This window comes from Micromonospora sp. MP36 (genome assembly GCF_008119785.1).
Lineage (GTDB): Bacteria > Actinomycetota > Actinomycetes > Mycobacteriales > Micromonosporaceae > Micromonospora.
Genome location: NZ_VSFA01000156.1, coordinates 1 through 12,799, shown reverse-complemented (window position 1 = coordinate 12,799; position 12,799 = coordinate 1). Strand labels below are relative to the sequence as shown.

At 68.1% G+C, this 12,799-nt stretch carries 18 protein-coding genes; 6 read left to right on the top strand and 12 right to left on the bottom strand.

Annotation, left to right across the window (positions count from 1 at the left end):
• Positions 1-192: 192 nt before the first annotated feature.
• Positions 193-624 (bottom strand): IS200/IS605 family transposase, encoded by a 432-nt coding sequence (gene tnpA, locus FXF52_RS38315; protein ID WP_148804563.1) that lies wholly within the window; start codon positions 622-624, stop codon positions 193-195.
• Positions 625-641: 17 nt separating this feature from the next.
• On the opposite strand from tnpA, the gene FXF52_RS38310 reads away from it, so the two are divergent.
• On the top strand, positions 642-1,796 hold the full coding sequence (locus FXF52_RS38310) for an RNA-guided endonuclease TnpB family protein (RefSeq protein ID WP_148804562.1): 1,155 nt from the start codon (positions 642-644) through the stop codon (positions 1,794-1,796).
• 150 nt (positions 1,797-1,946) lie between these two features.
• On the opposite strand, the gene FXF52_RS38305 is transcribed toward FXF52_RS38310, so the two are convergent.
• Entirely contained in the window at positions 1,947-2,384 is a 438-nt protein-coding gene (locus tag FXF52_RS38305) for a hypothetical protein (protein ID WP_255472817.1), read from the bottom strand.
• Between FXF52_RS38305 and FXF52_RS38300 the strand changes: the two genes are divergently transcribed.
• Together FXF52_RS38300 and FXF52_RS38295 are read left to right on the top strand one after the other, a co-directional pair.
• A complete protein-coding gene (locus FXF52_RS38300) occupies positions 2,383-2,700 on the top strand; it encodes a hypothetical protein (RefSeq protein ID WP_187413963.1) in 318 nt (105 codons plus the stop codon). The two genes, FXF52_RS38305 and FXF52_RS38300, sit on opposite strands and share 2 nt — an antisense overlap.
• A gap of 54 nt (positions 2,701-2,754) precedes the next feature.
• On the top strand, positions 2,755-3,645 hold the full coding sequence (locus tag FXF52_RS38295) for an alpha/beta fold hydrolase (RefSeq protein ID WP_148804560.1): 891 nt from the start codon (positions 2,755-2,757) through the stop codon (positions 3,643-3,645).
• Here FXF52_RS38295 and FXF52_RS38290 read toward each other — a convergent pair.
• The 7 genes from FXF52_RS38290 to FXF52_RS38260 form a co-directional block, all read right to left on the bottom strand.
• On the bottom strand, positions 3,618-3,986 hold the full coding sequence (locus FXF52_RS38290; RefSeq protein WP_187413962.1) for a hypothetical protein: 369 nt from the start codon (positions 3,984-3,986) through the stop codon (positions 3,618-3,620). The two genes, FXF52_RS38295 and FXF52_RS38290, sit on opposite strands and share 28 nt — an antisense overlap.
• A 240-nt stretch (positions 3,987-4,226) precedes the next feature.
• Entirely contained in the window at positions 4,227-4,799 is a 573-nt protein-coding gene (locus tag FXF52_RS38285) for a GNAT family N-acetyltransferase (RefSeq protein ID WP_187413961.1), read from the bottom strand.
• Between the two features lie 5 nt (positions 4,800-4,804).
• Positions 4,805-5,806 (bottom strand): aminoglycoside phosphotransferase family protein, encoded by a 1,002-nt coding sequence (locus tag FXF52_RS38280; RefSeq protein ID WP_222870910.1) that lies wholly within the window; start codon positions 5,804-5,806, stop codon positions 4,805-4,807.
• A 342-nt stretch (positions 5,807-6,148) separates the two neighbouring features.
• Positions 6,149-6,577 carry a hypothetical protein gene (locus tag FXF52_RS38275; RefSeq protein WP_148804557.1) on the bottom strand — a complete coding sequence of 143 codons (429 nt, stop codon included), beginning with the start codon at positions 6,575-6,577 and terminating at the stop codon, positions 6,149-6,151.
• A 47-nt stretch (positions 6,578-6,624) separates the two neighbouring features.
• Positions 6,625-7,461, bottom strand: coding sequence for an ABC transporter permease (locus FXF52_RS38270; protein WP_148804556.1), 837 nt, complete (start codon positions 7,459-7,461; stop codon positions 6,625-6,627).
• Positions 7,458-8,462 carry an ATP-binding cassette domain-containing protein gene (locus FXF52_RS38265; RefSeq protein ID WP_370518082.1) on the bottom strand — a complete coding sequence of 335 codons (1,005 nt, stop codon included), beginning with the start codon at positions 8,460-8,462 and terminating at the stop codon, positions 7,458-7,460. The genes FXF52_RS38270 and FXF52_RS38265 overlap by 4 nt, the downstream gene beginning before the upstream one ends.
• Positions 8,434-8,724 (bottom strand): antibiotic biosynthesis monooxygenase, encoded by a 291-nt coding sequence (locus FXF52_RS38260; RefSeq protein ID WP_148804554.1) that lies wholly within the window; start codon positions 8,722-8,724, stop codon positions 8,434-8,436. The genes FXF52_RS38265 and FXF52_RS38260 overlap by 29 nt, the downstream gene beginning before the upstream one ends.
• A gap of 60 nt (positions 8,725-8,784) precedes the next feature.
• On the opposite strand from FXF52_RS38260, the gene FXF52_RS38255 reads away from it, so the two are divergent.
• The gene (locus FXF52_RS38255) at positions 8,785-9,417 is read left to right on the top strand and encodes a TetR/AcrR family transcriptional regulator (RefSeq protein WP_148804553.1); all 633 of its coding nucleotides are present in this window, start codon (positions 8,785-8,787) and stop codon (positions 9,415-9,417) included.
• 287 nt (positions 9,418-9,704) lie between these two features.
• On the opposite strand, the gene FXF52_RS38250 is transcribed toward FXF52_RS38255, so the two are convergent.
• Positions 9,705-9,839, bottom strand: coding sequence for a PEP-utilizing enzyme (locus FXF52_RS38250; protein ID WP_255472815.1), 135 nt, complete (start codon positions 9,837-9,839; stop codon positions 9,705-9,707).
• A gap of 320 nt (positions 9,840-10,159) precedes the next feature.
• On the opposite strand from FXF52_RS38250, the gene FXF52_RS38245 reads away from it, so the two are divergent.
• A complete protein-coding gene (locus FXF52_RS38245) occupies positions 10,160-10,495 on the top strand; it encodes a DUF402 domain-containing protein (protein WP_148804552.1) in 336 nt (111 codons plus the stop codon).
• A 247-nt stretch (positions 10,496-10,742) separates the two neighbouring features.
• On the top strand, positions 10,743-11,342 hold the full coding sequence (locus FXF52_RS38240) for a transposase (protein ID WP_255472812.1): 600 nt from the start codon (positions 10,743-10,745) through the stop codon (positions 11,340-11,342).
• A gap of 93 nt (positions 11,343-11,435) precedes the next feature.
• On the opposite strand, the gene FXF52_RS38235 is transcribed toward FXF52_RS38240, so the two are convergent.
• Entirely contained in the window at positions 11,436-12,032 is a 597-nt protein-coding gene (locus FXF52_RS38235; RefSeq protein WP_148804551.1) for a GNAT family N-acetyltransferase, read from the bottom strand.
• A 134-nt stretch (positions 12,033-12,166) separates the two neighbouring features.
• Positions 12,167-12,613, bottom strand: coding sequence for a tyrosine-type recombinase/integrase (locus FXF52_RS38230; RefSeq protein ID WP_255472819.1), 447 nt, complete (start codon positions 12,611-12,613; stop codon positions 12,167-12,169).
• Positions 12,614-12,799 lie beyond the last annotated feature (186 nt).

Genomic DNA, 12,799 nt, shown 5'->3' with positions numbered 1-12,799 from the left:
AAGCGAGCGCGCTCGGGATGCGCTTGCCGAGCTACCGGATGACCGGTTGCTGAGCCTGGCCCATCGATGGTCGCGCATCGAGGATGCGTCCCACTTCAGCGACTACCCGGAGCCGGAGTACATGCTGTCGCTACTCAACGTGATTTAGCGAGGAATCCCGGTCCTTCAGCTCCAGGGCCGGGAGGAATCGCGTCACGAGCCGGGATGTTTCTGGTTTTCGATGTATTCGCGGATGACGGTGAGGGGTGCCCCGCCGCAGGATCCAGCGAAGTACGAGGGTGACCACAGGTGGCCGTGCATGATGTGCCGGTTGATCCGGCCGGTGAATTCCTGCCGCAGGTAATGCGTGGAAACGGCCTTGAGTCGGTTGACCAGGGTTGAGATCGGCAGTTTCGGCGGGTAGTGGACGAGCAGGTGGACGTGGTCGTCTTCGCCGTTGAACTCCCGCAGTTCCGCGCCGAGTTTGTCGCACACGTCGGCCATGATCTGCCCGCACCTGGTGAGCATGGCGTCGTTGAGCACGTCCCGCCGGTACTTCGTGACGAAGACAAGATGCACATGCAGGTGGTGCACGACGCTCCGGCCACGGCGGACATCCGGATCTGGGGTCCACCGTGGTGACATAGACACGATGGTACACTGTGGACGTAAAAATCGTGGTGCAGGTTCGGCTGTACCCGGACGCCGCCCAGGAGGCGGCGCTTCGGGCGACGCTTGACCTGTGCAACGAGGCCGCGAACCTCGCCTCAACTGAGGCATTCCAGCGGCGGATCTACGCGAAGCAGGCACTCCAGCGACTCACCTACGGACGGTTGAAGGCGATGGGGTTGTCGGCCCAGCCGGCGATCCATGTCGCCCGTAAGGTTGCTGGCGCGTACGCCACCCTGAAGGCCACCATCCGTGCCGGTAACCTCGGCAAACCCGGGTCGAAACGCCGCCGCAAGGCCGAGGGAAAGCCGATCCGGTTCCGTCGGGATGCCGCGCAACCGTTCGACGACCGGTGCCTGTCCTGGCGGCTCGCCGACCGCACGGTATCGATCTGGGCCGTCGGCGGCCGGTTGAACCGAGTCCGGTTCGGCTGCTCCGCCCAGCAGTACGCCACCCTGGTGGCGCACCGGCGAGGCGAGTCCGACCTGGTGCACCGCGACGGCAAGTGGTTCCTGTACGCCACCTGCGACATCCCTGACGTGGAGGTGAAGCAGCCTGAGGGGTTCCTCGGTGTCGACCTGGGCATCGCGAACATCGCCACCACCAACGACGGCACCCGACACAGCGGCAAGGGTTTGAACCGGGTCCGGCATCGCAACCAGCGGCTGCGGGCCAAACTCCAGCGCATCGGCACCAAATCGGCCAAGCGGCTGTTGAAAGCCCGCCGGCGTAAGGAAGCCCGGTTCGCGGCCGACACCAACCATCGCATCGCCAAGCAGATCGTGACCGAGGCCGAACGCACCGGCCGCGGCATCGCCCTGGAAAACCTCAGCGGCATCCGCGACCGGGTACGGCTCCGACGGCCCCAGCGGGTCACCCTGCACACGTGGGCGTTCCACCAGCTCGGCCAGTTCATCGCCTACAAAGCAGCCCGGGCCGGGCTGGCGCTCGTTCACGTCAATCCGGCGTACACCTCGCAGGGCTGCTCCACCTGCGGGCACATCGCCAAAGCCAACCGCCCCAACCAATCCACCTTCCGATGCACGTCATGCGGCTTCGCTGAGCACGCCGACGTCAACGCAGCCCGCAACATCGCCACCCGCGGTATCGCGGACTGGGCAGCCGCCAGCCTGCCAAACGCGGCGTGACCGATGCAGCCAGCACCGAACACGATCTGCAAGCTCGACCCCTTCAGGGCCGAGAAGCTGACGGAACTTGTTCGACTGGCCCGTGCGAATGGGGAGAGGCTCTATTGCTGGAGTTGCCTGTGACAGCGGAGGCGATGACCGCACCTGCTGTCAGCCGTCGGCGGGCGCGACGCCGGGGTTCGGCTGGCCTCGTCTCAGGACCAGCACATCCTCATGTGCCACGAGGTGCACAGGGAGGCCCTCGGCCCTGGACTTACGCACCGCCATGAGCCCGAACATCGAGGCGCGGTGCACGATCTGGCCGTCGCGGACGGCGGCGAGCATCGCCGCGCACCGCTGCACCGGTATCAGCCCGACCTGCTGCGCGACCGTCAGGAGCTCACCGGGCAGGTCGATGAAGTCGTCCGGGCTGCGGCGTACCGGGCGGCAGGTGATGACTACCGTGCCGCCGGGGCGCAGCAGCCGGTAGCTGGCGGACACGATCGCGGCGAACCCGTCGAGCAGACCGGACCATCCGGCGTAGGCGAGGTTGCCGCGCGCGCGGTCGCCGTACAGGTGGGCCCGCTTCCTCACCCCGGTACCGGTCATGCGGACAAGTCCGTGGGTGGACCGCCCGTACGGCGGTGAGGTGAGCACGAGCCCGACCTCGCCGACCGCGGACGCGGGGGCAAGATCGAGCAGCCGGGTCGCGTCGCCCCTCGAACGGCTGCGCATCGACCGTCACCTCGACGAAGCCCTCGTCAGCGGCGCCGACCCGCTGCACCTGGCCGAGGTCTTCGGCATCTGCGAGACCACCGCGATCCGCTACGCGGCCGCGGCGCGACAACTGCTGAGCACGCCAACCGAGCAGACCGACGATCCGGTGGCCCACGCCGGCCGGCACGCACAGCCAACCATCAACTGACCCGGCCGTCTCGCTCAGCAAAGCGGCCCCACACAAGCCGCCATACTGTCGCCCATGAACCTGGACGTGCGCAGCGACGACAACTGCCACCTGTGGGCCGAACAGTCCGGCACCGGGCCGCCGCTGGTGCTCTGTCACGGCGGCCCGGGCCTGTGGGACTACCTCGACCCGGTCGCCCGGCTGCTCGACGATCGCGCCCGCACCATCCGATGGGACCAGCGCGGCTGTGGACGCTCGCAGCGGCGCGGACCATACAGCGTCGCCCGCTTCGTCGCCGACCTCGACGCAGTACGCGACCAACTGGCTGGACCGCGAATGGCCCTGTTGGGCCACTCGTGGGGTGCGCACCTGGCGTTGCGGTACACCATCGAACACCCCGAACGGGTCAGCCATCTGATCTACGTGTCCGGGACCGGCATCGACCCCGAGCGCGGCTGGCACCCGCACTACAAGCGGAATCTGAGGCTGCGGCTCGGGCATCATCTGGACCGGTGGGAGGCACTCGGCGCCCGCACCCGCACGCCCGCAGAGGACCACGAACGGGCGGTCCTGCAGTGGTCGGCCGACTTCGCCGACCACGGCACCGCACTTCGGCACGCCCAACGCATGGCCACCCCATGGCTGGGCATCAACTACGACTGCAACCAGGCCATCAACGCCGAGGTCAAGCAAGAGCTCAGCGACTCCGAAATGGCGCTGCAGTGCCGAGCGCTCGACCTGCCCGTGCTGATCATCGACGGCACCGAGGACATCCGCCCCCGCTGGGCCGTCGACTCGCTGCACCAAGCGCTGACCAACTGCCAACGCGTGAGCCTCGCCGGCTCCGGTCACTTGCCGTGGGTCGAGAATCCGCACGACTTCCGTCGGGCGGTGACCACCTTCCTGACGCAACAAAGTCGCCAGACCCTCAGCCAGGTTCACCGCGAACCCCCGGATCCGCGATAGCGTGACTGCGCAGACGAACCCTTGGGTTCACGTCGAGAACCCATCAGTTTCCCTGAACTCTCGGGAACCGTCGCCCGGGCAAAAACCAAGACATCGGTGTGGATGTCCAGCTGTGTCCGCTGGCCGCGCGTGGGTGGCTGGTCGGCCGCCACGATGTGCTGCAGGTAGGACAGACCTGCCTGCTTGCCGGCGATGACGACGTCGACCGGAAGGACCGGGTCGACGTGCGCCAGCAGCACCGCCAGGCATCCGCCGGGCAGGAGCATCGCCCGACCCCGAGCGAGGAACTCGACTGGTGCGCCGGCGTCGGGGGCAAGTGGCCAGCCGGTGACGATCAGCATCGCCGCCTCGCTCCCCCAGGCGCAGCGGGCAGCGACGCACCCCGAGAATGCCCATCCGGCCAACGCGCGCTCGTCGGGATTTCCTCACGCTCGCCACCCTGTCAGACGGTGGCACCGGTGGTGAACTCCGAACGGCTGGCGCACTCGATCTGCGGCATGGAGAGTGCCCGGTGCCGGCTCCTCGACGCAGCGAAGCGACGCATCCGGATGCCGGGCGACGGCGCGCGAGGGAGTAAGGACTCAGCGGGCGGGCACCGGCTCGGACGAGGGCCGCCACTCCCGCCTGATCAGCCCGTACACCCACGAGTCTGAGACCTCGCCGTTCACGACGCAGTCTTCCCGCAACGTCCCTTCGCGCACGAACCCGAGCTTCTCCAGTACGCGGGCAGATGCCGCGTTGCGCGTATCGGTCTCGGCCTGGACTCGATTCAGGTCCAGCGTGTCGAATGCCCACTGCAGCAAAGCGCGCGCGGCCTCCGTCGCGTAGCCGTGGCCCCACGCTGCATCGTCGAAGCAGTAGCCCAGCGACGCGCTGCGGTAGTCCGGATTCCACCGGGTCAGACTGCACCAGCCGATGAACGCCCCGTCGGAAACACGGTCCACGGCCAGCCGCGTCCCGGTGCCTTCCTCTGCCATCTGTCGGCAAGCCGTGATGAACCGCTCGGCGCGCACACGTTCGGTCCAGGGCGGCGCGTCCCAGTAGCGCAGCACGTAGGCGCTGCTGTGCAGCGCGAAGAGGGCGTTCGCATCCGCGTCGTTGAAGGGACGCAGTCGCAGGCGAGGGGTGTGCAGCGTGGGGGTGGGCAGCGGCATGGGCGTCATGTTTCCTCCGGTGGTTGGTGGCCGGTGCCGGGGCGGATGGTGCGTGCCGTGACAAGGCCGGCGAATTCGGCGAGCCGCTCGGGCTTGCGATCGAGCTGCGCCAGTTCGGCGATCACTGCGCGGACCATTCGGCGGCCGTGCTCGGCCATTCGGGGGAAAGTATGCCGGTAGTAGTCGATGCCGGCCAGCGACGGTGCGAGTGCCCAGCCGCAGGCGCGGCGCCAGGTAGCGTCGTCGTACCCGATTGCCTCCCGGTAGGCTTCCCGGGCCGCGCCGGTGAACGTCCATAGCGCCGGAGCCACGTCCGGCGCCGGATCGCCGACACCGAGTGCGCCGAAATCGATAACAGCGGCCAGTCGGCCGCGGTCGGTGATCAGGTTGCCCGGCTGCAGATCACCGTGGATCCACACGGGGTCCCGGTCCCAGTCAGGAGCAGCCAGGCAGGCGTCCCAGGCCGCCTCAGCCGCGGTCACATCGAAGCCGTCGTCATGCTCGGCGAGCCGCGGCAGCACACGGCGAACGGCTTCATCGACGTGGCGCAGGGCGGACCCGCGGGAACCCGGTGGCTTGAACGGACCCCCGGTCGGATCCACCCCGTGCAGGGCGCGAACGAACGCTGCCACATCGCGCGCCAGGACAACGTCGCCGCAGCCAAGCCTGGGAGGCGTCTCCCCCACGACCCACGGCACCACGGTCCACCGCCACGGGTACCCCGCGCCCGGCTCGCCCACGTGAAGCGGAACGGGAATCCGCACAGGCACGTGGGCCGCCAGCAAGGGCAGCCACCGCGCATCAGAATCGGCCTGATCGACCGCCCCGGCGATCTTGGGCATCCGGGCGACGAGCTCGTCGCCGATCCGGAAGAGTACGTGGTCAGTGCCCTCCAACTCGCCGGGCAGGGGGGTCACGGGAAGGTCGGCCCACTGCGGACACTGGGCCGCCACCAGGCGACGCACCTGCCCGACGGTGGCACGGATCTCGTCATCATGGATAGGCACGGCTGGCACCGTAATGCGGTCAGACGGTGCGATGCCAACCGATTAGGTACCCAGCACGACGCCCGACGGACGCGGACGCGGAAGCTGTTCAACGCCAGCAGGTCTGGGCGGTTTCACCGCTGTTGACCCTTGCCACGTCCGCCCGACCGCGCGCTGATATGGGCATGGCAGTCTTCACCGAACTGCGGGTCTACCGTGATGGTGCTGGTCACCGCTGCCCATGATCGGTCGCGGCGCTGATTCTACGGCGGTTGCGAACGGTACCGATTGGCTGCACGACGAATTGCAGCGATCTGCCTTTCTGGAGGACCGGCCGTGGGGGGGCGGGTGGTTGTGGAGCGGTCAGCGGCGTCCGGTGAGCCGTAGACCGTCGCGGATGTTGCCTGCCATCAGGGCGAGGCTGGTCGCGGCAGCAAGGACCTCTACCGTCTGGACGGCGAGGTATGGGCCACCGAAGTCGCCGCGTGATGCGAGCCGGTACAGGGCGAAGGCGGCGGGAGCCAGCAGGAGCAGCCCGATACCGGCGATGAGTGACATGCGGCGTTTCTTGGCCCCGATTCTGGGGTCGGCCGAGGTTCCGGCCATGCGGAATCCGGTCGCCCCGGTGATGACCAGGGCGGGGACGAGGACGAGTTGTCCCCACAGCATGGCCTGCCGGACGTCGGCGGTCCGGTGTGCGTCGAGCAGTGCCGTGATGATCGCCGTGAGGACGAGCAGCACGGTCGCTGTGACGGCTGCCGCGGCCGCGGCCAGGTGAAGGCGTGTCAGCATGGGGTGTTCCTCTGCGGTTGTCCGTCGGGATGGGCGGTGGTCGGATGTCATGTCCGGGTGCGATACAGGCGCATGGTCAACGGGCCGAAGATCGCCACGAGCAGGACCGCAGCGAGGAGCACGCCGCCGATCTGTGTGGGTTCGGCGGTGCCGTGCATCAGGCCTCTGGCGGCATCGACGAGCAGGCTGACTGGGTTGATCTCGACGAACGCTCGCAGCCATCCGGGCATGGTCTGCGGGTCGACGAACACGTTGCTGGCGAAGGTGAGCGGGAACTGCACGAGGAAGCTCACCGCTGAGATGGCGCTCGGTGTGCGAAGGAGTAGCCCGAGTGTCGCCCAGACCCAGGACAGGCCAAAGGCGAACGCGAGGACGAGCCCGACTGCCAGCAGGACCCCGACGGTGCCGCCCTCGGGCCGGAAGCCCATGACGAGTCCGAGGGCGAGGACGAGTCCCGCCGCCAGGAGGTTGCGGCCGGCGTCGCTGATCAGGCCGCCGACGATGAGGGCCGGCCGCCAGATCGGCATGGATCGGAAGCGGTCGACGACGCCGGTGGTGATGTCGGTTTTGAGGTTGACTCCCGCGTAGACGGTGATGAGTAGGACCGCGAAGACCATGGTGCCCGGGAGGAGGAACTGGAGGTACTCGCGGGTTGAGCCGACGATGGCGCCGCCGAACAGATACGTGAACATGACGGTGAACAGCACCGGGATCATGATTGCGTCGGCGAGCTGTTCCGGTACGTGTTTGATCTTCAGCAGGGCGCGCCAGGCGAACGTCAGGGACGCCGACACCGGACTGGCGCGCGGTGGCCGTGGCCGGGTCGAGACTGCGTCGTGGAGTGCGTGGTTGGTCGTGTCCGGCGTCGTCGATGTCGTGGTCATGCTGGCTTCTTCCCGGCGTCGGTGCTGGCCTGGGTGTTGTGCCCGGTGAGGGCCAGGAACGTCTCGTCGAGGGTTGGTTGGCCGAGGGCGAACGTGGTGAGGTCGATGCCGGCCCGGGTCAGGTCGGCGAGCGCGAGCGAGGCGAGTGTGGGGTCGTCCACCCGGGCCGAGAGCAGACCGTCGTTGGCGTCGGTCTGGACCGCGACGCCGAGCGCGTCGGCCAGCCGGCGTGCGGCCTCGGCCCGGTTCGAGTCGTGGACTTGGACCTGGACGGTGCCGGCGCCGACCGACGCCTTGAGCTGTGCGGGTGTGCCTTCCGCGACGATCCGGCCACGGTCGACGACGGCGAGGCGGTCGGCGAGGCGGTCAGCCTCCTCGAGGTACTGGGTGGTGAGCAGGACGGTGGTGCCCTCGCGGACGAGGGCGCGCACGATGCCCCACACCTGGTTACGGCTTTGTGGGTCCAGGCCCGTCGTCGGCTCGTCCAGGAACAGCAGGTCGGGGGTGACGATGATGCTGGCGGCGATGTCGAGCCGGCGGCGCATGCCTCCCGAGTGGGTCTTCACGGTGGTACCGGCGGCGTCGGCGAGGCCGAATCCGTCGAGCAGTTCCTCTGCGCGGGTCCTGGCCTGGGCACGGCTGAAGCCGAGGAGCCGGGCGAGGATCGTGAGGTTCTCGACCGCGGTCAGTTCCTGGTCGATCGTGGCGAACTGGCCGGTCAGGCTGATCCGGTCGCGGACGCGGTCGGCTTCGTGCATGACGTCGTGGCCGAGCACCCGCACGGTGCCGCCGTCTGGTCGCAGGAGGGTGGCCAGGATGCGGACGGTGGTCGTCTTGCCGGCCCCGTTCGGACCCAGGAAGCCGAACACGCCGCCGGCGGGCACGGTCAGATCCAGCCCGTCCACGGCGCGGTGGGCGCCGAAGACCTTCAGCAGGCCGGTGGCTTCGATGGCAAGCTCGTCGTGCGTCGGGTCAGTGCTCATCGACCATGGCCACATCATCCGCGGTGACCGCACTCGCCAGCGAGAACGTAGCCGCGGTCTCCGGGAGGTCCGGCGCGATCCGGCGGGCCGCGTGAAGGTGTTCGGCGGATTCCCACCGCCAGATCCCGACCACGGTCCGCTCGTCGATCTTCCCGAGTCGTGCCTCGACGAGGCCCGGCGTCGCCGACCGGATCGCGGCGATCAGGTCGGCGTGCCGGGTCCGCAACGCGGCGACGTCACCGGGTTCGATCGTGAAGCGGGTGAGTGTGATGACAGACATTCCTAGAACCAATCTCTAGAGGCCGCCTCTAGTGGGCACTTCTAGAGGTACGCTACAGCGGTGACCGATGTCAAGAGCGTGAAGAACCGCAGCGAGCGAGCAGCAGAGACACGGCGACGCATCCTCGATGCCGCGCTCGATCTGTTCGTCGCCAACGGCTACGGCGCGACGAAACTGCAGGAGGTCGCTGACCGGGCGGGGGTCGCGATCCAGACGATCTACTTCGTGTTCGGCAACAAGCGCAAGCTGCTCAAGGATCTCGTCGACGCCACGATCGCCGGGGACGACGAGCCGATCGCCACGATGGATCGGCCATGGTTCCGTGCCGCCATGGCGGCGGAGACCGCCGACGCCCTGTTGCACGCGCACGTGCGGGGCGCAGGCGCCGTCCTGCGCCGCGTGTCGGCCATCACCGACATGGTCGCCACCGCGATCGCCTCCGACGCCGCGGTCGCGCAACTGTGGCCGGACGGCGAGCAGCCCCGCCTCACCGTGCACACGGCCGTTGCCGAGGCTCTGATCGCCAAGCCTGGAGCGCGGGACGGCATCACTGCGGAAACGGCGGCCGACCTCCTGTTCGTGCTCCTAAGCACCGAAATGTATCTGCTGTTCGTTCGCGAACGCGGCTGGCCGTCCGAGCGATGGGAGCAATGGACCTACGAAACGCTACGAGCGCAACTCTGCGCCCCATAGCGCGCGACTACTGCGGGTGGCCGGGGCCGCGATGGCGGCCGTCGAGCGTCTCATCACAGCGCCTCCACCGTGATCTCCGCCCGGCGCCCCTCGCAATCCGGACGTCAGGAGGACCCGTTGAATCGCGACGACCTCGAGCGAGTTTCTGGAGCAGGGCGACTTGCCGTCGGCACGGAATGCCTTGAAGAAGTGGGCAGAGGAGATCGATCGGGCGGACGTGCGGCTGGGTGGCAGGTCGCGTCAGCGCGCTCCGGCCGCCGAGCCACTACGTCGGGCACCCGCGTCGGTCAGTGGATCGTCACGGTTCCGGCCGCAGCGTCCACGGTGATGATCTGCCCGGTGGAGATCTTCCGGGTCGCGTCGGGAACGCAGATGACCGCGGGGATGCCGTACTCGCGGGCCACGGTGGGGCCGTGGGCCATGGCCCGCCGAGGGCGAGCCGTGTGACCAGCTTCTACTCAGCGTGGCTACGCCGCGGCGGCTGGACCCGCGACTCGGGGCCAGATCCGGACGCTCCATGGTGCGCCGGGTCGCGGCGTACTCCGTCTGCCCCTAGCGTGCTCCTGTGGGCGTGGTGCAGAACAGCAGAAGCGTACGTCTATGCAAAATCAAACGCCCCGGAGGCGTTTTTTGGTTTGATCTCCAGCAGATCCTCCAGGACCGTGACGGGACGTGGCTGCGGGGCCCGGCCGGTTCACCATGAGGTGCTCCGCATGACAGTGGCGCTCTTTCAGTACCCGTCGTGGTGTTGCTCGCGGCGGGCCGCCCGTGGGTGGCGTGGTGGGTCGGCGATCCTGCTGATCGGCGGCTTGAGATCGACGTGTGCCTCCCGCCGGAGATTACCGAAGCAGGCTGGCGGTATATCGATCTCGAACTGGACCCAGTACTCCACGAGCGGGATTCGCGTGTCGAGATCGAGGACTGGGACGAGTACGAACAGTCGTGCCGCAACGGCTGGATGAGCGCGGATGAAGCCAAGCTCGCACAGTCCACGGCCGAAGATCGTGCCGGGGCACTCCGGCGCCGAGACGAGCCCTGGCAGGAGCGCGGATGGCAGATGCTTTCCCAACAGACGTGAGGCGTCGGATGCCGCACGCTCATCGGCCATGTGAGTGCGCCCGCAGACACTCAGATGTCACCGACTGTAACCAGGACGACCGAGGAACCAAGGCCGACTGTCGGGCTTGTGCTGGGGGCGGATTTGTCAAGCATCAGGTGGGGCTAGACACCTCGACTCTCGACCTGCCCTCCGTCGACTGATCTACGACAGTCGCCCGCCAACTGACTGCGACACCTCAGCGCGCTGGTCGCGGCTACTTAGAGACTTGGCCGCCGTCGAGCTGATCAGTGAACTCGAGGGGATCGACAAGAAGATCAAAGCCGCGGACAAGGACCTCAAGGAGCTGGTGACCGCCCGCGGCTGCACCCTGATGGAGTTGCACGGCATCGGCCCCTCAGGCGCGGCCCGCCTACTGGCAGACGTCGCAGACATCAGCCGGTTCGCCGACCGCGACCGGTTCACCTCCTGGAACGGCACCGCACCCCTGGACGCCTCCTCCGGCGACCAGAAGCGGCACCGGCTCTCCCGCGCCGGCAACCGGCGGATCAACCGGACGCTGCACATCATGGCCGTGGTCCAGCTACGCAACCGCACGCAAGGCCGCGCCTACTTCGACGCGAAGAAGGCCGCCGGGAAGACCTCCATGGAGGCCATGCGCGCACTGAAGCGACGCCTCTCCAACGTGGTCTACGACCGCATGGTCGAAGACCGGAAACGACGGCAGGTGGCAGGCCCGGGAGGGCAATCGGGGACGACTCTGCAATCCAGCGTGACCGACCTGACCCCGGACATCGGTCCTTCGGACAAGCCACTTCCCGGACCCGCCACCAACCACCCTAACCCTGCGGTGTCAGCGGCGCCTTGACATAAAGGGGTGCCATGACAGTGCGTCGGTCCGCCGACGAACTGTCATAAGGGCAATACCTGCTTTCCGGTGGACTGCTGAGGCAAGCCGACATCAGGCGAGTTGCTCGTCGCCTCGGATGCGGGCGTGCAGGTGCATGTCGTGCCGGCCGTCGGAGTGGACGGCGTCGCTGCGCTTGGTGCCCTCCAGGAGGAAACCGGCTTTGACGGCGACCCGGCAGGAGGCATTGTTGCGGGTCGAGTGATCCAAATGCAGACGGTGGAAACCGGCCTCGCCCAGTGCCCAGACGCTCAAGGCCGTCAGCGCGCGGGAGGCCACACCTGCTCCACGGGCGGCCGGGAGCACCCAATATGCGCACCCTGCGACACCGTCATCGAGATTCATTCCGCCCATGGCGATGCGCCCCAGCACCTCACTGCCGCCGCGGGTCACCGCCCAACTCGCGCCCGTCTCCTGCGCCCAGGCCTGGCGATACTGATCGAACCACTCACGGACCTGGTCTTCAGATGCGGGTTGGCGAGTGTGCCAGTGCTGGATCTCGGGGTCGCGGTAAGCAGCGAGGAAAACTGGCGCGTCGAAAGGCTCCCAGGGCCGCAAGAGCAGGCCACCCGGGGCGGAAAGCATCGGTTGCGGGCCTGCGGCGAGGGTTCCGGCGGGGATGGCAGGCGGCGTCGAAAGGGTTGCCCTCACGCCTTATCCTCTCCCGGCGGTGATGACCTGTGTCAAGTTCCCCGCCAACTGCGCATCGGCATCTCGCTGCATGTCAACCTCAACGCCATCCATCATGATCGGTGTACTCATCTCGGCAAAGCCGCGAGCGCTGTCTAGGTTCCGGAGGCCATGTACTCGGCCAGGATGTAGTTGGGGTGCCGGTCGAGGTTCTTGCGGGCCCGGTCGTAGCGCATCGTGGTTCGCGGGTCGGCGTGGCGGGCGGCGATCTGCACGTCGCGCAGGCTGACGCCAGCGTCGAGCATCGTCGTCACGAACGTGTGCCGCAGCATGTGGGGATGCATCCTCGGCATCCGGATCCCCGCGGCCTGGGCCAGGTGCTTGAGCCGGCGGGTGGCGGCGTGCCGGTCCCTCCTCCCGCCGAGGGTGTTGCGCAGGATCGGCCCGCTGATGCGCTCATCAACGGCCCGATCGATGGCTCGGGCCACAGCCGGCGGCAGCGGGACGAGTGCGACCTTGCCGCCCTTGCCGTGTACGCGCAGAACCCGGTGGCCGTGCTCCTCGCCCAGGTCCCCGATATTCGCCCCGCAGGCTTCAACGATCCGCGGCCCAAGAGCGCGACCAGGGCGAAGTCGTTCGGGTTGGCCGACAGCCGGGCGGTAGTGATCAGGGCTTCGAACTGTAGGTGGCCCAGTCCGAGGGCCGATGACTCGGCCGGCACTGTGGGCCGGCGGACATCGTCGGCCGGTGAGTGCTCCAGGATGGCGTCGATGACGCAGACCCGATAG

What these genes read in the sequence shown, in the direction of transcription:
- tnpA (WP_148804563.1), bottom strand. Translation starts at nt 624, where the DNA reads ATGTCACCACGGTGGACCCCAGATCCGGATGTCCGCCGTGGCCGGAGC.
- FXF52_RS38300 (WP_187413963.1), top strand. Translation starts at nt 2,383, where the DNA reads ATGCGGACAAGTCCGTGGGTGGACCGCCCGTACGGCGGTGAGGTGAGC.
- FXF52_RS38305 (WP_255472817.1), bottom strand. Translation starts at nt 2,384, where the DNA reads ATGACCGGTACCGGGGTGAGGAAGCGGGCCCACCTGTACGGCGACCGC.
- FXF52_RS38295 (WP_148804560.1), top strand. Translation starts at nt 2,755, where the DNA reads ATGAACCTGGACGTGCGCAGCGACGACAACTGCCACCTGTGGGCCGAA.
- FXF52_RS38290 (WP_187413962.1), bottom strand. Translation starts at nt 3,986, where the DNA reads ATGCTGATCGTCACCGGCTGGCCACTTGCCCCCGACGCCGGCGCACCA.
- FXF52_RS38285 (WP_187413961.1), bottom strand. Translation starts at nt 4,799, where the DNA reads ATGCCGCTGCCCACCCCCACGCTGCACACCCCTCGCCTGCGACTGCGT.
- FXF52_RS38275 (WP_148804557.1), bottom strand. Translation starts at nt 6,577, where the DNA reads ATGCTGACACGCCTTCACCTGGCCGCGGCCGCGGCAGCCGTCACAGCG.
- FXF52_RS38270 (WP_148804556.1), bottom strand. Translation starts at nt 7,461, where the DNA reads ATGACCACGACATCGACGACGCCGGACACGACCAACCACGCACTCCAC.
- FXF52_RS38265 (WP_370518082.1), bottom strand. Translation starts at nt 8,462, where the DNA reads ATGATGTGGCCATGGTCGATGAGCACTGACCCGACGCACGACGAGCTT.
- FXF52_RS38260 (WP_148804554.1), bottom strand. Translation starts at nt 8,724, where the DNA reads ATGTCTGTCATCACACTCACCCGCTTCACGATCGAACCCGGTGACGTC.
- FXF52_RS38250 (WP_255472815.1), bottom strand. Translation starts at nt 9,839, where the DNA reads ATGGCCCACGGCCCCACCGTGGCCCGCGAGTACGGCATCCCCGCGGTC.